Genomic DNA, 19,436 nt, shown 5'->3' with positions numbered 1-19,436 from the left:
CATTGTAAACGCCGGCGATTGCGGATTGAGGACCGAGCGCGGCGCCGCAGCGCCAGGGCGCTCAGTTGACGCTGAACTCGGCGCGGCAGCCCTTGTCGACCCAGATGCCGTCGCGGTCCCAGCCCCAGCTGTCGTCCTGCACGCAGGCGGCGCCGGACAGTTGCCGACGCAGTTCGACACGGTCCTGCACGCTGACCCCGCAGCGGCGCCGCGCCTTGCCCTTGGATTCGCACAGCACCGGCCGCGGACCGGCGGGGAAGCCGGAGCCGTCGGCGGCGCCGATCTCGAACTCGCCGCGACAGCCGCGCGCGACCCAGATCTCGTTGCGGCGCACGCCCCAGCTGCGCTCCTCGCGACACGGCACCGACGACAGCTGCCGCATCAGGCGCACCGGCGCCCCACGCAGCATCACCGGGCAGCTCTCCAGGCGTCCGTCGGACTCGCAACGCAACACGCGGCGCATGGCGCTGCGCGGCGTCTCCCCAGGATTTGGACGGAATTCGGCGCGGCAACCCAGAGTCACCCACACGCCGGTGGCGTCGGAGCCCCACTCGCTGCCGCGGATGCAGTCGTTGTCGGACAGTTGTCGCACCAGTTGCACGCCCTGCTCGGTGGGCATCGGGCAATGCACCCAGGTCATGTCGCGCGATTCGCAGCGCACCACCGCAGCGTCGTACGCATCGGCGTTCTGCGCCGGCGACGGCATCGGCCACACGCTTGCCGCCAATCCCAGCCAACACCAGCCACCGAGCCCGTACGCCCACTTCATGCTTGGCTCTGCCCCTATGCCTAGAACCTGAACAACGAAGACCTGCTGGCGCGCCGTGAGCGCATGCCGTGCCCGATCAAACCATCATCGATGTGGACAGCGCAACAACGTATCGAAGCCGTTCATGAAGACCGGTTCAGGCATGCGCGAAATCGTAGGCGAGCACGTCGCCGATCTGCGCGGTGCCGCGCATCGCCATCAGCAGCCGGTCCACGCCGACCGCCACGCCGGCGCAATCGGGCAGCGCCGGCAGCGCCTGCAGCAGGCGTTCGTCCAGCGGCGGCAGCACCGCACCACGCGCCTGGCGCAGCGCATGGTCGCGCAGGAAGCGGCGGCGCTGCTCGGCGGCGTCGTTGAGTTCGTGGTAACCGTTGGCCAGCTCGTAGCCGCCCAGGTACAACTCGAAGCGCTCGGCCACCGGCGGATCGCCGTCGCGGATGCGCGCCAGCGCGCACTGGCTGGCCGGCCAGTCGTGAACCACGGTGAGGCGATCGGCCGGGAACGCAGGCTGCAGGCGGTGGGTCATCAGCAGGTCCAGCCAGTCGTCGCGGCCAAGGCCGTCGGCGTCGATGCGGATATCGCGCAATGGCTGCTGCAGCGCCTCCAGGGGCGCAGTGAACGGATCCAGCTCCAGCCCCTGCAGGAACAGGTCGCGGTAGCTGAGCACCTGCAGCGTGGCACTGCGCCCGACCAGGGCCAACGCGGTGCGCACCAGCTCCACGGTTTCGTCGATCAGCTGCCGGTGATCCCAGCCCACCCGGTACCACTCGAGCATGGTGAACTCGGGATTGTGGCGGCCGCCGGCCTCGCCGTTGCGGAACACCCGCCCCAGTTCGTAGCAGTCGCCGATGCCGGCGGCGAGCAGCCGCTTCAGCGGGTACTCGGGCGAGGTGCGCAGCCAGCGCAACGCCGGACCGGCATCGACGTGGCCGCTGAAGCGAGTCTGGAAGCTGTCGATGTTCGGCTCGGTGTTGCCGGCCGCCGACAGCATCGGCGTCTCCACTTCCAACACGCCGCGCGCGGCGAAGAAGGCGCGGATGGCGGCATTGAGCCGGGCGCGCAACTGCAGCGCGGACAGCAGGTCCATCAGTGCGCCGTGTCGAGCCGGCGGCTCAGTTGGTCGCGCGCGTCGTCGCGGTAGCCCAGGCCCAGGTACAGGCGCTTGGCGGCGGCGTTGTGGTGGTTGACCTCCATCCGCAGCACGTCCGCGCCCAGCGCGCGGGCGCGCGCCTCGACCAGCGCCACCGCGGCGCGCCGACCCCAGCCGCGGCCGCGCGCGTCCGGGCCCAGGTACAACTCGTCGAGCAGCAGATAGCGCCCGCCCAGTTCGACACTGAAACAAGCGGTGATCAGCGCATAGCCGACCACCGTGCCGTCCGGCGCCAGCCACAGCAGCGCCTCGCCCAGCGCCGGCTGCGTGAGCAGCGCCTGCAGGCCGCGCGTCACCCGCTCGGCATCGAAGGCGATGCCGTCCTCGGCGTAGAACGCCTGCAGCATCGCCAGCAAGGCCGGCTGGTCGGCCACGCCGGCGGTGCGCCAGCGCAGTTCCTCCTGCGCCGGGCCAAACGCACTCATGCGCCCTGCCCCGGCGATTGCAGGAACGCCAGCAGCTGCGCCTCGTCCCACACCGCCACGCCCAGTTCCTGCGCCTTGTCGAGCTTGGAGCCGGCGGCCTCGCCGGCGACCACGAACGCGGTCTTCTTCGACACGCTGCCGGCGACCTTGGCGCCCAGCGCCTCCAGTTGCGCCTTGGCCTCGTCGCGGGTCAGCGCGGTCAGCGTGCCGGTCAGCACCACGGTCTGCCCGTCCAGCGGGCCGGCGCGGCGTTGCGTCTGTGCCGGTGCGGCGTCGAGCAGGCGCTGCATCGCCGCCTCGGCCTCCAGCAAGGCCTGCTTCTGCGCCGGGTCGGCCAGGTACGCGGCCAGGTTGGCGGCGCCGGCCGTGGACAGGCCCGCCCCGGTCCAGCCGCTTTCGTTGGCGCGCAACAGGGCATCCAGGGTGCCGTAGGTGGCGGCCAGCCGCTGCGCGCTCTTGCCGCCGAGCTTGTCCACCGGCAGCGTGCCGAGCAGGTGCGCCAGATCCAGGCGCTCGCGCAGTTCCGCCGGCGGCTTGCCCTCGTCGGAGAAGCCGATGCCTGCCGCGATCAAGGCATCGACCACCGCGGCGTTGCCGGGCTGCTCGAAGAACGTCGCGATCGAGCGCGCCACCTCGCCGCCGATGTCCGGCAGCGCCTGCAGCAGTACCGCCGGGGTGCTGCGCACGAACGCCAGCGAGCCCAGCCAGTAGGCCAGCGCCTTGGCCGTGGTCTCGCCCAGGTGCGGAATGCCCAGTGCGAACAGGAAGCGCGGTAGCGTCGTGGCGCGGCTGGCGTCGATGCCGGCCACCAGGTTCTCGGCCCATTTCGTCGCCAGCTTGCCGCTCAGATCCACCGCCAGGTGCGTGCGCAGGAAGTCGGCGCGTCGCCACGGTGTGGCCTCGTCCTCCAGCGCCGCGCGGCCGGCCGCGTCCAGCGCCAGTGCGCCCTTGCTGTCCTCCAGCGCCTGCAGCAGATCGGCGGCGGTGGCCGCGTCCAGCGCGGCCTTCATCCGCACCAGGTCCTCCACGCTCAGCGCGTACAGATCGGCCAGCGACTGCACGAAGCCGAACTCGACCAGCGCGTCGGCCTGGCGCTCGCCCAGGCCTTCGATGTCCAGCGCGCGGCGCGAGGCGAAGTGCCGCAAGGCTTCCTTTCGCTGCGCGGCGCAGGCCAGGCCGCCGCTGCAGCGCCAGGCCACCGCGTCCTCTTCCTTGACCAGTTCCGAGCCGCACACCGGGCACGCTGCCGGCATCGTCCACGGCACGGTGCCGGGCGGACGCCGCTCCTCGATCACCCGCACCACTTCCGGGATCACGTCGCCGGCGCGGCGCACGATCACCGTATCGCCCTCGCGCACGTCCAGCCGCGCGATCTGGTCGGCGTTGTGCAAGGTGGCATTGGTGACGGTGACGCCGGCGACCTGCACCGGCTCCAGCCGCGCCACCGGGGTGACCGCGCCGGTGCGGCCGATCTGCACCTCGATCGCGCGCAGCACGGTGGATTGTTCCTGCGCCGGGAACTTGTGCGCCAACGCCCAGCGCGGTGCGCGCGAGACGAAGCCCATCGCCTGTTGCTGGTCGTAGTCGTCGAGCTTGTAGACCACGCCGTCGATGTCGTACGGCAGGCTGTCGCGGGCGGCGCCGATGCGGCGGAAATAGGCGATCAGGCCATCGAAGCCGGTGGCGGTGTCCGCCTCCGGCGCCACCGGGAAGCCGTAGTCGCGCAGCAGTTGCAGCGTCTGCGAATGGGTTTCGGGCAGCTCCAGGCCACGCACCTCGCCCACCGAGTAGGCGAAGAACGCCAGCGGCCGGCGTCGGGTGACCGCCGGATCGAGCTGACGCAGCGACCCCGCCGCGCCATTGCGCGGATTGGCCAACAGCTTCTCGTTGCGCTCCAGCGCCTGCGCATTCCACGCGGCGAACGCGGCGCGCGGCATGTAGATCTCGCCACGCACCTCCAGCACCGCCGGCGGCGGCGTGCCGAGGTCGCGCAACTTCAGCGGTACCGAGCGCACCTGGCGCAGGTTGGCGGTGACGTCCTCGCCGGTGCTGCCGTCGCCGCGGGTGGCACCCTGCACGAACACGCCATCCTCGTAGCGCAGGCTGATCGCCAGGCCGTCGAGCTTCGGCTCGACCGAGAACACCGGCGCGGCCAGTTCCAGTTCGCGCTCGATGCGGCGCTCGAAATCGGCGACTTCGGCGAAGCGCGTGCGGTCGTCGGCGTCCTCGGCCACGCCCGGGGTTTCGAAGGCATTGGCCAGCGACAGCATCGGGATCGCGTGGCGCACCTCCGGGAAGCCACCGTCCGGCCGCGCACCGACCTTGCGTGTCGGCGAGTCCGCGCTGGCCAGCTCAGGGTGCGCGGCTTCCAGCGCTTCCAGCTCGCGCATCAGCGCGTCGTACTCGGCATCGGGGATCGCGGCGTCGTCGAGCACGTAGTAGCGGTGGTTGGCGTCGTCGATGCGCTGGCGCAACTCGGCGGCACGCTGCTGGGGATCGGGAGTTGCGGTCATGCGCAGCGGAAATGCGGGTAACGGAGAGGGGGCGATAGTAGCTTGAAGGCTGGGATTGGGGATTGGGGATTGGGGATTCGCAAAAGCCGACGTAGATGAGCCCCTCTCTCCGGAAGGGGTTGGGCTGAGGGTACGGAGCAACGCAGTACCCGCGCCGATCTGGCAACGCGAGGCTTCGCCCGGACCCTCATCCGCCCCTGCGGGGCACCTTCTCCCGACGGGAGAAGGGAGAGGCCAAAGCCCCTCTCCCCCCGGGAGAAGGGTTGGGGTGAGGGTACGGAGCGCGCAGCGCCCGCACCGATCTGGCAACGCGAGGCTTCGCCCGCACCCTCATCCGCCCCTGCGGGGCACCTTCTCCCGAGGGGAGAAGGGAGAGCCCAAAGCCCCTCTCCCCCCGGGAGAGGGGTTGGGGTGAGGGTACGGAGCGCGCAGCGCCCGCACCGATCTGGCAACGCGAGGCTTCGCCCGGACCCTCATCCGCCCCTTCGGGGCACCTTCTCCCGACGGGAGAAGGGAGAGGCCAAAGCCCCTCTCCCATCGGGAGAGGGGTTGGGGTGAGGGTACGGGGCGCGGAGCGCCATCGACGTCAGCACCCGGCTCTTGCCCATCCCCAATCCCGATTCCTCAATTCCAGCCTCCAAGCCAATCCGAATCCCAAATCCCGAATCCCCGCCCCTCGCTCCCTTGCCCCGCCATTAACACCCCGTTAACGTGACCTCCCCCGCCCGCTCTGGAGAGCCACGTGTCGCTACCGGTCTCGCGCCGTTCCTTCCTGTCTCTGGCCACCTCCGGCCTGGCGCTCGGCGCCGTTGGTCTGGCGCCCGTCGCGGAGGCGGCACGGCGCAAGGCAGCCGCCGCCGCAGCCGCGACACCTGGTGTGGCACCGGCGGCCGGCACCGTGTACCTGAACTTCAACGAATGCCCGTTGGGCCCTGCGCCCACGGCACTGGCGGCGGCGCAGGCGATCCTGCCGCGTAGCGGTCGCTACCTGTTCGAGCTGTCGGACGCACTGATCGCCGCCTTCGTCGGCGAGCAACGCCTGCCGGCCGACCACGTGGCCGTCTATCCCGGCTCCAGCGAGCCGCTGGCCCGCGCCGCGCGCGCCTTCACCTCGTCGCGCGCCGGTGTGGTGGTGGCCGATCCAACGTTCGAAGCCGTGGCCGATGTCGCCGCCGCGCATGGCGCACCGGTGCGGCGGGTGCCGCTGCGCGCCGACGGTGCGCACGACGTCAAGGCCATGGCCAGCGCCGATCCGAACGCCGGCCTGATCTACCTGTGCAATCCCAACAACCCGACCGGGTCGATCACCAAGCGCGCCGACATCGAATGGCTGCTGGCCAACAAGCCCGCCTCCAGCGTGCTGCTGGTCGACGAGGCCTACCTGCATTACAGCGACGAGCCGTCGGTGATCGATCTGATCGGCCAGCGCCAGGACCTGCTGGTGCTGCGCACCTTCTCCAAGCTGTACGGCATGGCCGGGCTGCGACTGGGCCTGGCGGTGGCCGCGCCGGGGCTGCAGACCAAGCTGGCCGCGTTCGGCCAGAATCCGGTGTCGGTGCCCGCCCTCGCCGCCGGTATCGCCAGCCTGCAGGACCTGCAACTGGTGCCGACGCGCCGCGCCGAGAACGCGCGCGTCCGCGACGCCACCATCGCCTGGCTGCAGAGCAAGGGCTACAAGTGCCTGCCGTCGCAGGCCAACTGCTTCATGGTCGACGTCAAGCGCGACGGCGCCGCCTTTGCCGCGGCGATGGCCAAGCAAGGCGTGATCGTCGGCCGCAGCTGGCCGATCTGGCCGAAGCTGGTGCGCGTCACCGTCGGCAGCGAAGCGGAGATGCTGCGGTTTCGGGAGGCGTTTGTTAAGGCGCGCAAGTAGCGCGCCTGGGATTGGGGATTGGGGATTGGGGATTAGCGAGAGCCAAGGCCACGTGTTTCTGGCGTCGGCGGCGGTCGTACCCTCATCCGCCCCTTCGGGGCACCTTCTCCCGAAGGGAGAACGGAAGAGCGCGCCGGGCGATCAGCACTCGGGACCCGCTTTACGAATCCCCAATCCCGACTCCCCAATCCCAGCCCTTAAGCGAATCCCCAATCCCAACTCCCCAATCCCAGCCCTTAAGCGAATCCCCAATCCCAACTCCCCAATCCCAGCCCTTAAGCGAATCCCCAATCCCAACTCCCCAATCCCTGCGCCGCGCCAACGGCGCGGCGCTCACCAGCGCGGGGCTTTCGTCAACGGCGGCGCCTGGTGCTGGCGGTCGTAGGCGCGCAGGTCGTCGCGGATGTGGGCGATGCGCTGGCGGCCCAGGGCGTTGCGGCTGTCGTCCAGGACCACGCCATCGAGCAACTCGCCCATGCGCTGCACGGTCGGCAGCATCTTCTCCCAGGCGTCGAGCGCGGTCAGCGGCGCCGGCAGGGTCAGGAAGAAGGCGATCGCGGGGGTCTCCATCTCGCGGATGTGCGCCATGTCGAAGCTGCCCGGCTTCATGATGCTGGCCATGCTGAAGATCGGGCCGCGCTCGGGATGCCCTTCCACCAGGCGGTGGAACACGTTCATGTGACCGAAGGTCAGGCCGGTCTTCTCCGCGGCCACCACGATGTCCTCGCCGCGCAACACCTGCCCGGCGCGGGCGGCGACGTACAGCGAGACGATCTTGTCGAAATCCTGGCTCGGCCGCTTGCCGAGGTCGGCGCCGGGCGACTCCGCCGCGGGCAGGCCCAGGTCGGGCTGGCGCGCTTCGCCGTCCGCACCATCCGCGGTCAGCGCGTCATCGCCGACAGCCGGGGCGGCGTCGCCCAGCGAGGGTTCGCGGCGCGGCGCGGCCGGATCGGCCGACTCCACGCGCCGGCCCTGGCTCGGTTTCTTCGGGCGGCCGAACAGGAAGATCGCCGCAATCAACAGCAAGCCGGCGGCGAGGATGCCGATGCGTAGCATTGCCATGTCGGACATTCAGGGGTTACTCCGGCAAGGGTACACAGGGGGAAAACAACTGCTTGGTGCGCACGACGGCTGCCAGTACAGGGACAACGCCTCGACGCGCATCACGTCCTTTAGCATGTCACGTCAGGCCGCGCCCGCCAAACGCGCGGCCTCCTCGAGGTCCACGCTGACCAGGCGGCTGACGCCGGGCTCGCGCATGGTGACGCCGCTGAGCTGATGCGCCGCCTCCATCGTCGCCTTGTTGTGGCTGACGAACAGGAACTGCACCTTCTCGCTCATTTCCTTGACCATCGCCGCCAGGCGGCCGACGTTGGCTTCGTCCAGCGGCGCGTCCACCTCGTCGAGCAGGCAGAACGGCGCCGGGTTGAGCTGGAAGATCGCGAACACCAGCGCCACCGCGGTCATCGCCTTCTCGCCGCCGGACAGCAGCGAGATGCTGGACACGCGCTTGCCCGGGGGCCGCGCCATGATCGCCACGCCGGTATCCAGCAGGTCCTCGCCGGTCAGCTCGAGGTAGGCATGGCCGCCGCCGAACAAACGCGGATACAGCGCCTGCACGCCGGAGTTGACCCGGTCGAAGGTGTCCTTGAAGCGGCCGCGAGTCTCGCGGTCGATCTTGCGGATGGCGTCTTCCAGGGTTTCCAGCGCGGTGTTCAGGTCGACGTCCTGCGCTTCCAGGTACTCGGCGCGCTGCGCCGCCTCGCCGTACTCGCTGATCGCCGCCAGGTTGACCGGTTCCAGCCGGCGCATGCGTCCATCGATCTGCTGCACCGCCTGCTCCCATTCGGCCGGGTCGGCGTGTTCGGGCAGGCCATTGATGACGTCCTCCAGCGCGAAGCCGGCCTTGACCACCGCCGCCGACAACTGCTCGGCGCTGAGCACCAGCGCCTGCTGGTCGAGCCGGCGCTGGGCGATGCGCTCGCGCTGCGCCAGCGCCTGTTCGTCGCGCTGCTGGCGGGTCTGCTCCAGCGCGCGCAGTTCGTTGTCGATGCCGTCGAGCAGCGCGCGCGCCTCGCCGAGCGCGCGGTCGGTGCGCACGCGCTCGCTCAGCGCGGCCTGGTGCTCGGCCTCCAGGGCCAGCACCGGCGAATCGCCCTCGTTCAACTGCGCGCTGAGTTCGCCCAGGCGCGCGTCCAGCTGCCCGCGCTGGTTGCCCATGCGCTCCAGCGCCTGGCTCAGCGAAGCGATCTGGGTGCGCTGCGACTCCAGGGTCAGGGCCAGCGCGTGCGAGGCCTCGCGCACCCGCCGCGCGGCGTCGCGGGCCAGGTCGCGCGCCTCGGTGAGCTGACGGCGCTCGCTTTCCAGCGCGTGCCGCACCGACTCCAGGTCGCCCATGCTGGTGACCGCGTCCTCCAGCTTGGAGCGCGCCTCGCGCGCCTGCTCGCGGCTGCTGTCTAGGGTTTCCAGCAACTGCGCGACCTCCAGCTCGATACGCTCGATGCGGGTGCGCGCGGCGTCGACCTTGCCTTGCTGGCTCTGCAACTGCCCGGCCAGTTCGGAGGCGCTGCGGTGCGCCTGGTACAGTTGGCGCTGCGCGTCCTCGCGCTGCTGCTCGCCGGCCAGCAGTTGCGCGCGCAGCTCGCCCAGGCGGTGTTCGAGGTCGGCCTCGCGCTCCTGCAGCGTCTCGATCTGGCCACGCAGGCTCTGGATCTCGCGCTCGCGCAGCAGCGCGCCCTGCTTGGCCGCGCCGGAGCGCGACACCCGCAGCCAGCCCTGGCCCAGGCGCGCGCCGTCGCGGGTGACGATGGAATCGCCCTCGCCCAGCTGCGGCAGCAACGCCCGCGCCGCGCTCAAATCCTCGGCGGCATGCAGCCGCGCCAGCAGCCGGCGGATCGCGATCGGCCCCTGCACCTTGGCCGCGAGCGAGGTCGGCGCGAAGGTCTCGGCCGCCTCGGCGCCGCTGACCAGGGCGATGCGGCCTTCGCCGAGTTCGCCAAGGGCGTCGACCAGGGTTTCCGGCGCCTCCACCAGCACGCCTTCGATCAACTGCCCGAGCGCGCCTTCGACCGCATTCTCCCAGCCGCTCTCCACGCTGAGCCGCTCGCCGACGCGCGCCGCCGAATCCAGCCCGCGCGCCTGCAGCCAGGCCACCGCCGCGCCCTGCTCCTGGCCGAGCGCGGCCTGCTGCAGGGTTTCCAGCGACGACAGCCGGCCGCGCGCGGACTGCGCCTGCTTGCGCACGTCGGCCAGCTCGGCCTGGGCGGTGCGCTGCTGGTCCTGCAGCGCCGCCACGGCCTGCTTGCGCGCCTCGACCTGCTCGTTCAGGCCATCCAGCGCGGCGCGCTGGGTCTCGTGCTGCAGTTCCAGCTGCGCGAACGCCTCGGCCAGCGCGTCCAGGTCTAGCCCGGCGCGCTCGGCCAGCAGCGCCTCGCGGCGGCGCTCGGCCTCCAGCGACTGCCGGTCCAGGTAATCGACGCGGGTGCGCTCCACCTCGCCGGCGCGCGAGGCTTCGGCGGTGTTGCGCTGATGCGATTCCCAGCGCTGCTGCCAGTCGGCCAGGCGCGCCTCGGCCTCGCGCAGCGCTTCCTGCTTGTATTCGTTGTCTTCCTGCAGCTGCTCCAGCTGCGGGCCGGCCACGTCGACCGATTCGCGCAACAGCGCCAGCTTGGCCTCGTCGGTGCCGATGTGCTGGCCGAGCTCGGCCAGCGCCAGTTGCGCCTCGTCGCGCGCCTTGTGCAGACGCTGCGACAGGTCGCGCTGGTGCTGGATCTGCTGTTCGATCCGGGCCAGGGTGCTGCCGACCCTGTAGACCTCGGCCTGCGCGGTGCTCAGCGCCTCGGCGGCTTCCTCGCGGCGCACGCGGCCGGTCTCGATGCGCGCCTCGGCATCGCGCTGCTCGGCGATCAGTTGCTGTAGGCGGGTCTCTTCCTGGCCCAGCGCCTCGCGCAGGCCCTGCAGGCGCCCGTCCAGGCCGCGGTATTCCAGCGCCTTCCACTGCGCGTCCTTGATCCGCCGTTCTTCCTGCAGCGCCTGGTACTGCTCGGCCTGGCGCGCCTGGCGCTTGAGGTGCTCGAGCTGCTTGCCGATCTCCTCGCGCAGGTCGCCCAGGCGCTCCAGGTTCTCGCGGGTGTGGCGGATGCGGGTCTCGGTCTCCTTGCGCCGCTCCTTGTACTTGGAGATGCCGGCGGCCTCCTCCAGGTACACGCGCAAGTCCTCCGGGCGCGCCTCGATGATCTGGCTGATCATGCCCTGCTCGATGATCGAGTAGCTGCGCGGGCCCAGGCCCGTGCCCAGGAACAGGTCGGTGATGTCGCGGCGCCGGCACTTGGTGCCGTTGAGGTAGTAGCTGCTGCTGCCGTCGCGGCTGACCTGGCGCTTGACCGAGATCTCGTTGAACGAGGCGTACTCGCCGGAGATGGTGTGGTCGGAGTTGTCGAAGATCAGCTCCACCGTGGCCTGCGACACCGGCTTGCGCGCCGAGGAACCGGAGAAGATCACGTCGGTCAGCGAATCGCCGCGCAGGCGGCTGGCCGAACTTTCGCCCATCACCCAGCGCACCGCGTCGATGATGTTCGACTTGCCGCAGCCGTTCGGACCGACGATGCCGGTCATGTTGGTCGGCAGGTGCAGCGTGGTCGGATCGACGAAGGACTTGAAGCCGGACAGCTTGATGGTCGACAGGCGCATGGTGCGGGCAATCCATGGCAGGCGCCGCCGGCATTCCGAGCTGCGCTGCCGCTAATGAAGATCCAGGTGAGGTCCTGCTTCCAACCCATTGATGCGGCTACACCACCGGGTCGACATCGGACACGAGTCGCTGAGTATAGCGGCCCCTGCGCGGCACCGGGGCGGCCTGCGCCGGGTGGCGCCGATGCGACGGCGATCGAACCTGCAGGCGACCGGTCCCCGCCAGCCGTGCCAGCCAGGGCCACACGACCCGCCGACGGCGGCGCAGGTCGGCACAAACGACACGGGCACCTTGCGGTGCCCGTGTCGGTACAGCGATGACGACGCGATCAGGCGTCGGCTTCGACCACGACCTTGACCGTGGTTTCCACGTCGGCGTGCAGGCGAACCAGCACCTCGTACTCGCCGATGTTGCGGAACGCGCCTTCGCCCAGCACCACTTCGCCCTTCTCCAGCGGCATGCCGGCGGCGGTGAAGGCTTCGGCGATGTCGCGCGGGCCGACCGAGCCGTACAGCTTGCCTTCGGTGGACGCGTTGGCCTTGACGGTCACGCTGGCGCCTTCCAGCTTGGCGGCACGGGCTTCGGCGTCGTCGTGGATCGACTTGGCCTTGGCTTCGTACTCGGCGCGCTTGGCTTCGAACTCGGCGATGTTGGCAGCGGTGGCCGGCACGGCCTTGCCCTGCGGCACCAGGTAGTTGCGGCCGTAGCCCGGCTTGACGTCGACCTTGTCGCCGAGGCCGCCCAGGTTGGTCACTTTCTGCAGAAGAATCAGTTGCATGGTCTTGCTCCGTTATTCGTTAGCGTCGGCACGCGGCCGCCGCAACGGGTGCTGTCCGAATAGGAGAAGCCGGGATTGGGGATTCGGGAATCGGGATTTGCACCCGATCGGCACCGCACTCTTCGATCACCAGACTTCGGTTGAATGCCCGCACCGGAAGGTGCGGGCCGTGTTGCGTTCCGGGAGACCCGGAATCAAACGTCGTGGTTGTCCGTGTACGGGATCAGCGCCAGGAAACGCGCGCGCTTGACCGCCGTGGCCAGCTGACGCTGGTACTTGGACTTGGTGCCGGTCACGCGGCTCGGCACGATCTTGCCGTTCTCGGTGAGGTACTGGCGCAGGGTGTTGAGATCCTTGTAGTCGATCTCTTTGACGCCCTCGGCGGTGAACTTGCAGAACTTGCGACGACGGAAGAACTTGGACATGAGCGTGCTCCTTAGGCGGCTTCGGCGGCGTCGCCGTCGGTTTCGGTGGCGGCGGCGGGCGCATCGCCCTCTTCGTCGTCGCGACGACGGCGCTCACCGCGCTCGGGCTTGTCGGCCTTCTCGTCCTTGCTCTTCATGATCAGCGACTGCTCGGTGTCCGGACCGTCGCGCTTGATCACCAGGTGGCGCAGCACCGCGTCGTTGAAGCGGAAGCTCTCGACCAGCTCGCTCAGCACGGCCTGGTCCACTTCGATGTTCAGCATGACGTAGTGGGCCTTCACCAGGTTCTGGATCGGGTACGCCAGCTGGCGGCGGCCCCAGTCTTCCAGACGGTGGATGGTGCCCTTGCCGTTCTCGACCAGCGACTTGTAGCGCTCGATCATGGCCGGGACCTGCTCGCTCTGATCCGGGTGGACCAGGAACACGATTTCGTAATGACGACTCATGGTGTTTACCTTTCGGATGTGGCCTTGCGGCCGGACAGCCCCCCGCGGTGGTGACGGCGGTGGGGCAAGGACTCCCGCCGGGAAGGCAGGAAGCCGCACATTATGGCGTAGAACTGCCGCCACGGACAAGCTGTCGAAACGGAGGCGGAATGAATGTCCTGGCTTAACGAAGCCGGGACCCGGGGCCCGGGACCCGGGGCCCGGGACCCGGAAAGCAAGGCCGCCCGGCCTCTCGTGGCGAGATGTCTCAACCCACCTGCACGAAGAAGAGATCCAGACCGCTCTTCCGGGTCCCCGGTCCCGGGCCCCGGGTCCCGGCCTTCGAACTCACCCCGTATCGACATGCAGGCGATGCTGGCCGCACTGCAGGCAACGGAACAGGCAGCCGACCAGCGTGCCATCGCGGGACAGCCGCGCCAGCAGCCAGTCCGCATCGCGCGGGGTGACCTCGACGATGTCGGGCATGACCTCGTCCAGGATCGGCGCGAGGTCATCGCCCCCGGCGTAGCCAAGGAAGGCGCAGGGCTGGTCGCAATGGCTCAGCCACACCGGCTGCTGCCAGGCCGAATACCCCGGCGTGCGCGTGCAGATCGCCTGCAGCAGCGCGGCATCGATGGCCGGCGGCGCGTCGTCCGGGTCGGGCGAGACGCCCTCGATCTCCGCCCAGTCGTTGAACTCGCCCTCGAAGCGGGCCGCGGCGCGACCGTCGGCGATGCACCAGGGACACAGGAACTCCGGACCGTCGCCGATACAGTAGAACGGCCCCTGGTAGCGCCACGCGCGGGTTTCGCCGCAGCAATCGCAGACGCCGTCTTCCTGCGCGAAGCACAGCGCATAGGCGTTGGGATGATGGAGGAACTGAGGCAGTTGCATGCGAACCGATACCGCCCTGCCCTACGCCCTCCGCGGAGGAGGCCGCTTGACCGGTGCGTCGACGCTCAGGGCGCGTCGGCGTGCGCGGCGTCGGTGGTGAAGCTCTCGCCGCAGCCGCATTCGGCGGTGGCATTCGGGTTGCGGAACACGAAGGTCTCGCCAAGGCCCTGCTTGCCGAAGTCGATCTCGGTGCCGTCCACCAGCGGCAGGCTGGTGGCATCGACGTAGATGCGCACGCCGTCCTGCTCGAACACCGCGTCGTCCGGACGCGCCTCGCGCGCCAGGTCGGTGACATGGCCCCAGCCGGAACAGCCGGTGCGCTCGACGCCGAAGCGCAATCCCAGGGCGCCAGGCGTCTGTGCGACGAAGCGCTGCACGCGGGCATGGGCGACGGGGGTGAGATGGACGGCCATGGCGACGACTCCGGACAACTGCGAGCGGACATTATAGGGAGGACGGCGGCCGATCGCCGCCACGCCTCGCAAGCGCTGCGCTCCAGCCAGTACACTTGCCCCTTCCATATCGAGTCGCTGCGGCGAGGATTCAAGTCATGACGGTGGTGAGCGTTGCACATGCGCTGGCCGGGAAGATCCCGGAAGGCGGCGAAGTCACGGTGCGGGGATGGGTGCGCACGCTGCGCGGATCTGCCGGACTGGCTTTCATCAATGTGAGCGACGGCTCCTGCTTCGCCCCGATCCAGGTGGTGGCGACCGATGCACTGCCCAACTTCGACGAGGTCAAGCGGCTCACCGGCAGCTGCTCGCTGATCGCCAAGGGCGTGCTGGTCAAGTCGCAGGGCAAGGGCCAGTCGTTCGAGATCCAGGCCAGTTCCGTCGAAGTGGTCGGCTGGGTCGAGGACCCGCTGACCTACCCGATCCAGCCCAAGCCGATGTCGCCGGAGTTCCTGCGCGAGGTCGCGCACCTGCGCCCGCGCACCAACCTGTTCGGCGCGGTGACGCGCATCCGCAACTGCCTGGCGCAGGCGGTGCACCGCTACTTCCACCTCAACGGCTACAACTGGATCAGCACGCCGATCATCACCACCTCCGACGCCGAAGGCGCCGGGCAGATGTTCCGCGTTTCCACGCTGGACATGGCCAACCTGCCGCGCGACGCGCAGGGCCAGGTCGACTTCGGCCGCGACTTCTTCGGCAAGGAGACCTTCCTGACCGTATCCGGCCAGCTCAACGTCGAGGCCTACTGCCTGGCGCTGAGCAAGGTCTACACCTTCGGCCCGACCTTCCGCGCCGAGAACAGTCACACCACTCGCCACCTGGCCGAGTTCTGGATGATCGAGCCGGAGATCGCCTTCGCCGACCTGGCCGAGGACGCGCGGGTCGCCGAGGACTTCCTGAAGTACCTGTTCCGCGCGGTGCTGGAAGAGCGCGGCGACGACCTGGCGTTCATCGCCGAGCGCGTGGACAAGACCGCGATCAGCAAGCTGGAGACCTTCATCAACTCGCCGTTCGAGCGCATCGAGTACGGCGACGCGATCGGCCTGCTGCAGAAGTCCGGGCAGAAGTTCGAGTTCCCGGTGGAATGGGGCCTGGACCTGCAGACCGAGCACGAGCGCTGGCTGACCGAGCAACACGTCGGCCGCCCGGTGGTGGTGACCAATTACCCCGAGCACATCAAGGCCTTCTACATGCGCCTGAACGACGACGGCAAGACCGTGGCGGCGATGGACGTGCTGGCCCCCGGCATCGGCGAGATCATCGGCGGCAGCCAGCGCGAGGAACGCCTGGACGTGCTCGACGCGCGCATGCAGCAGTTCGGCCTGGATCCGCAGCACTACGGCTGGTACCGCGACTTCCGCCGCTACGGCACGGTGCCGCACGCTGGCTTCGGCCTGGGCTTCGAGCGCCTGGTGGTGTACGTGTGCGGGCTGAGCAACATCCGCGACGCCATCCCCTACCCGCGCGCGCCGGGCAGCGCCGAGTTCTGAGCCGGCCAGGGGAGCGCGCGCCATGATCCTGTTCTTCGCGCTGTGCTTCGTCGGCGTGGCGATCGCCGGGGCCAGCGCGTTCCTGATCTTCTGGCCGCTGACCCTGGTGCACATCCGCGACCGCCATCCGCCGCTGGTGGCGGCGTTCGGGCCGGGCGCCTTCCTCAAGCCGGTCGCGCTCGGCTGGCTGCTGGCGCGGCGCTACCGCCCGCTCGGCGACCGCGGGCTCTCCGGGCTGGCGACGCCGGCCTGGCTGTCGCTGATGACCATCTTCTTCGGCCTGGGCATGGCCGCCCTGCTCTGGCTGCTTTCCCTGGTGATCCCATGACTTCAGATTCCCCCTCCCACGATCAGTGGTACCTGGCCAGTCTCGGCCGCCTGCTGGTGTGGGCGCGCCTGCGCGTGCGCGACGCCGGCACCGCCGAGGTGCTGGACAGCGACGGCAATACGCTCAGCTACGACAGCGAGGACACCGCCCGCGCGGCGCTGTTCGACGCCGAGTTCGTCGCTTTCGATGGTCTCGACGAAGACGATGCGCGGGCGCGCGGCTTCTCGTTGAGCGAGGTGTCGCCGCCGCAGGCCGACGACGACGCCGGCCTGCGCGGACGCATGACCCAGAGCCTGGGCGCGCGCGCCTGACCTGGCGATGCACGTTCCGCCCGCCTTCGCCGAACACGACCTGGGCGCGCTGGACGCGCTGATCGCGCACCACCCGTTCGCCACCCTGGTCACCGTCGCCGACGGCCTGCCCTGCGCCACGCCGTTGCCGGTGCTGTACCGGCGCGACGGCGCGCGCATCCTGGTCGAAGGCCATTGGTCGCGGGCCAACCCGCAGGCCCGGCACGCCGGGCCGGCCTTGCTGATCGTGCACGGCCCGCATGCCTACGTCTCGCCGGGCTGGTATCCGGACAAGGACGCGATGGCGCGGGTGCCGACCTGGAACTACGCCACGGCGCACCTGCACGGTCACCTGCAACCCAGCGACGATGAGGCCATGCTGGCCGACGTGGTGGCGCGGCTGAGCGAACGCCACGAGCGCGCGTTGGGCAGCGACTGGCGCTACGAGCCGGACAACGACGCGCACCGGCGCCAGTTGCGCGGCATCGTCGGCTTCCGCCTGGAGGTCGAGCGGGTCGAACTGAAGTTCAAGCTCAGCCAGAACCATCCGCCGGCGAACCAGGCCGCAGTGCGCGAGGCGTTGCAGGCCCAGGCCGACGCCGGCGCGCAAGGCATTGCGGCACTGATGCGCGCGCGACGCCAGGACTGAACGCGCGGCCGCGATCCAGCGTGGCGAACACGACCGAACGCAGAGCGGTCAGGCCGGGCCGATGGCGCGCAGCAGCGACCGCAACGCATGCGTGATGCATGAAGATCGCGAGTGCCGGGCGCGCCGCCTGGCGGCCGCACCGTCCTGACGCGCGCGCCACTCAGCCGCAACGGCTGGCCGGCCCTTGCCGGTCGCGATCAGCGCGGTGCGCGCTGGCGCGGCCGCCGTCCAGCGGCGACAGGCCTTCGCGGATCGCGTACCGGGTCAATTGCGCGATGCTCTGCATGCCCAGCTTGAGCATGATGTGTTCGCGATGGGTGCCGATGGTCTTGACGCTGATGTGCAGGCGTGCGGCGATCTCCTTGGTCGACAATCCCTCGGACAGCAACTGCACGATCTCGCGTTCGCGCGAGGTCAGCAGCGTATAGGCGGAAACCGCGTCACCGGGCGGGCAGCGGTACTCGCTGACCAGCGACTGCGACAGCTGCGGGCTGATGTACAACTGATCGTTGCCGACCTGCTGGATCGCGCGCAGCAATTCGTGGAAGGTGCTGTTGCGCGCCAGGTAGCCCTTGGCGCCGGCGTCGATGGCCGCGCGTACGTTGACTGCGGCATCGGAGGCGGCAATGCAGATGGCCTTGCTGCGCGGGCTGCGCTGCAGTAGCCGACGGGTGGCCTCGATGCCGTTGAGTCCCGGCAGCATCACATCCATCAGCACGACGTCCGGCTGCTGCCGGGTCACCAGTTGCACGCACTCCAGTCCGTCGACCGCGTGGCCGACCACGTCGATGTCCGGCGTATTGTCCAACAGGGCCACCATGCCCTCCAGCACGATGCTGCGTTCGGCGGCAATCACGATACGTGTGTTCATTCTCTACCTGTGTTGGTAATGGAACTCCCAACGCGCGACCGCGCGGCAACCCGCGTCCGCTGCAGTGCGACGCGCCCCTTTTTTCAACCGATGCGACAGCGCGGAACCTGCGCTTGCGTTACGTCCTCAGCTTGTCACGCTGGGCCATGGCGGCCATCGGCTTCAGGCTGATATGGATGGCGGCGACGGCTGAACTTGTGCGGATTGCCGCATTCGTCTCGGTTTGTAGACAGAATCCCGTGCTAGGGCGCACACGCTGTGACGCAGAACGAAGTCCTGCGCCGACGAACGATGGTGGGACGCCGGCGATACGCCGGCATGCTCATTCCGCAGCAGCGGTTGGCGGCGGTGGTGGTGGCGGCAACCGGGCGGCCTCCACCTGCAGCATGGCGCGGGCGAACTCGGCGAGCCGCTGCTGGATCGCGGCCGGCGGCGTGCCGACCTCGATCGACTGCTGCAAGGCCATCAACTGCGCGGCCAGCTCGCCCTGCCAGCGCATGCGCTCGGTGTCGTTGCTGGCGCGCTGCACTTCCAGCGACGCCTGCGCCTGCGCGGAGGTGTCGCCGCGCACGAGCGTTTCCATGGCGTCGACCAGGCGCTGCAGCAGGCGATACACCGCGGTGGCGGAAAAGCCGCCGAGCATCGCCAGGGTCGGCTTGCCGAAGCTGCGCATGCCACCGCTTTCGAACAGGTCCGGCGGCAGCACCTCGACCAGGATCAGGCCGGCGATCAGGCCCAGGATCATGCGTGCGCCGTACGAGGCGTCGTACTTGGGGTCGTAGCTGGCGTCGGCGACGTAGCGGTGCACCTGGAACAGCGAGGAGAACGAGGCGCCCAGGCCGGCGCAGAACAGCAGGAACAGCGCGTTCCACAGCAGCACGCTGCCCGAGGAATCCAGGAACCCCAGGCGCACGTTGTCAGCGCTGACCTTGCTGGACAGCGCCGATGCCACCACCGCGAACAGGAACAACAGCGAGGTGGCGGTCAGCGCGCGCACCAGCGGCAGCGGACCGAGCAAGGTCGCCCAGTGCGGACGGCGCCGCTCGGCGTCGAGCAGGAATACCGCCTGCGGGGTCGCCGGGCGGATCAGTTGCGCCAACCGCCGATGGGTCACCGCCAGTTCGTGCGCGCGCTGCTCGATGTCGCCCGCCTCGCCGTCCGACGAAGCGGCGCATAACAGCATGGACAGCCGCGCAATCAGCTCCGGCGGCACCGCCATGCCATGCTCCAGCGCGTAGCGGGCCATCGCTTCGCACTCCGCACGCAACTGCGGCAGGATGCCCGGCGGCGGCAGGCGCGGCACGGCGTTGCGTGCCGCGCGCAGCCGACGCCACAGGGCGCCGGCCAGCGTCTTGATCCAGACGTTCATCGCAACACTCCTGGACGGAAGCGGTGGCCGGCGCCTGCGTGC

At 69.7% G+C, this 19,436-nt stretch carries 18 protein-coding genes; 5 read left to right on the top strand and 13 right to left on the bottom strand.

Annotated features, from left to right (window positions below; all coding sequences use genetic code 11):
- Positions 1–61 precede the first annotated feature (61 nt).
- From GGR66_RS07115 to ligA, 4 genes are all read right to left on the bottom strand, one after another.
- On the bottom strand, positions 62–706 hold the full coding sequence (locus GGR66_RS07115) for a DUF3011 domain-containing protein (RefSeq protein WP_160967957.1): 645 nt from the start codon (positions 704–706) through the stop codon (positions 62–64).
- Between the two features lie 199 nt (positions 707–905).
- The gene (epmA, locus tag GGR66_RS07110; RefSeq protein ID WP_184447774.1) at positions 906–1,856 is read right to left on the bottom strand and encodes an EF-P lysine aminoacylase EpmA; all 951 of its coding nucleotides are present in this window, start codon (positions 1,854–1,856) and stop codon (positions 906–908) included.
- Positions 1,856–2,344 carry a GNAT family N-acetyltransferase gene (locus GGR66_RS07105; protein WP_184447773.1) on the bottom strand — a complete coding sequence of 163 codons (489 nt, stop codon included), beginning with the start codon at positions 2,342–2,344 and terminating at the stop codon, positions 1,856–1,858. The genes epmA and GGR66_RS07105 overlap by 1 nt, the downstream gene beginning before the upstream one ends.
- Positions 2,341–4,857 (bottom strand): NAD-dependent DNA ligase LigA, encoded by a 2,517-nt coding sequence (ligA, locus tag GGR66_RS07100; protein ID WP_184447772.1) that lies wholly within the window; start codon positions 4,855–4,857, stop codon positions 2,341–2,343. The genes GGR66_RS07105 and ligA overlap by 4 nt, the downstream gene beginning before the upstream one ends.
- Before the next feature lie 742 nt (positions 4,858–5,599).
- Here ligA and GGR66_RS07095 point away from each other — a divergent pair.
- A complete protein-coding gene (locus GGR66_RS07095; protein ID WP_184447771.1) occupies positions 5,600–6,730 on the top strand; it encodes a pyridoxal phosphate-dependent aminotransferase in 1,131 nt (376 codons plus the stop codon).
- A gap of 333 nt (positions 6,731–7,063) precedes the next feature.
- On the opposite strand, the gene zipA is transcribed toward GGR66_RS07095, so the two are convergent.
- From zipA to GGR66_RS07060, 7 genes are all read right to left on the bottom strand, one after another.
- Positions 7,064–7,801, bottom strand: coding sequence for a cell division protein ZipA (zipA, locus tag GGR66_RS07090; RefSeq protein WP_160967862.1), 738 nt, complete (start codon positions 7,799–7,801; stop codon positions 7,064–7,066).
- A gap of 114 nt (positions 7,802–7,915) precedes the next feature.
- Positions 7,916–11,419, bottom strand: a complete 3,504-nt coding sequence (smc, locus tag GGR66_RS07085) for a chromosome segregation protein SMC (protein ID WP_184447770.1) — start codon at positions 11,417–11,419, stop codon at positions 7,916–7,918.
- Between the two features lie 329 nt (positions 11,420–11,748).
- Positions 11,749–12,198 (bottom strand): 50S ribosomal protein L9, encoded by a 450-nt coding sequence (gene rplI / locus GGR66_RS07080; RefSeq protein ID WP_010342531.1) that lies wholly within the window; start codon positions 12,196–12,198, stop codon positions 11,749–11,751.
- 194 nt (positions 12,199–12,392) lie between these two features.
- Positions 12,393–12,623 (bottom strand): 30S ribosomal protein S18, encoded by a 231-nt coding sequence (rpsR, locus tag GGR66_RS07075; protein ID WP_002804494.1) that lies wholly within the window; start codon positions 12,621–12,623, stop codon positions 12,393–12,395.
- Between the two features lie 11 nt (positions 12,624–12,634).
- Entirely contained in the window at positions 12,635–13,069 is a 435-nt protein-coding gene (rpsF, locus tag GGR66_RS07070; RefSeq protein WP_160960247.1) for a 30S ribosomal protein S6, read from the bottom strand.
- 327 nt (positions 13,070–13,396) lie between these two features.
- On the bottom strand, positions 13,397–13,942 hold the full coding sequence (locus GGR66_RS07065) for a CbrC family protein (RefSeq protein ID WP_184447769.1): 546 nt from the start codon (positions 13,940–13,942) through the stop codon (positions 13,397–13,399).
- A 65-nt stretch (positions 13,943–14,007) separates the two neighbouring features.
- Complete coding sequence (locus GGR66_RS07060) at positions 14,008–14,355, bottom strand: iron-sulfur cluster assembly accessory protein (RefSeq protein WP_160967868.1); 348 nt, start codon at positions 14,353–14,355, stop codon at positions 14,008–14,010.
- A gap of 137 nt (positions 14,356–14,492) precedes the next feature.
- On the opposite strand from GGR66_RS07060, the gene asnS reads away from it, so the two are divergent.
- From asnS to GGR66_RS07040, 4 genes are read left to right on the top strand one after another with little or no spacing between them, the layout of a single operon-like run.
- The gene (gene asnS / locus GGR66_RS07055; RefSeq protein ID WP_184447768.1) at positions 14,493–15,887 is read left to right on the top strand and encodes an asparagine--tRNA ligase; all 1,395 of its coding nucleotides are present in this window, start codon (positions 14,493–14,495) and stop codon (positions 15,885–15,887) included.
- A 22-nt stretch (positions 15,888–15,909) separates the two neighbouring features.
- The gene (locus GGR66_RS07050) at positions 15,910–16,215 is read left to right on the top strand and encodes a hypothetical protein (protein WP_017907180.1); all 306 of its coding nucleotides are present in this window, start codon (positions 15,910–15,912) and stop codon (positions 16,213–16,215) included.
- Entirely contained in the window at positions 16,212–16,526 is a 315-nt protein-coding gene (locus GGR66_RS07045; RefSeq protein WP_160967872.1) for a hypothetical protein, read from the top strand. The genes GGR66_RS07050 and GGR66_RS07045 overlap by 4 nt, the downstream gene beginning before the upstream one ends.
- A 7-nt stretch (positions 16,527–16,533) precedes the next feature.
- Complete coding sequence (locus tag GGR66_RS07040) at positions 16,534–17,154, top strand: FMN-binding negative transcriptional regulator (RefSeq protein WP_184447767.1); 621 nt, start codon at positions 16,534–16,536, stop codon at positions 17,152–17,154.
- Between the two features lie 160 nt (positions 17,155–17,314).
- Here the strand turns inward: GGR66_RS07040 and GGR66_RS07035 are convergent, their stop codons facing one another.
- Both GGR66_RS07035 and GGR66_RS07030 read right to left on the bottom strand, forming a co-directional pair.
- Positions 17,315–18,025, bottom strand: a complete 711-nt coding sequence (locus tag GGR66_RS07035) for a response regulator transcription factor (protein ID WP_160967876.1) — start codon at positions 18,023–18,025, stop codon at positions 17,315–17,317.
- A 322-nt stretch (positions 18,026–18,347) separates the two neighbouring features.
- On the bottom strand, positions 18,348–19,394 hold the full coding sequence (locus tag GGR66_RS07030) for a hypothetical protein (protein WP_184447766.1): 1,047 nt from the start codon (positions 19,392–19,394) through the stop codon (positions 18,348–18,350).
- Positions 19,395–19,436: the final 42 nt, after the last annotated feature.

Source organism: Xanthomonas sp. 3498 (genome assembly GCF_014199795.1).
In the GTDB taxonomy this organism is placed as follows: domain Bacteria; phylum Pseudomonadota; class Gammaproteobacteria; order Xanthomonadales; family Xanthomonadaceae; genus Xanthomonas_A; species Xanthomonas_A rydalmerensis.
The sequence above is the reverse complement of the archived record's forward strand: the minus strand, read 5'-3'. Positions and strand labels throughout refer to the sequence as shown.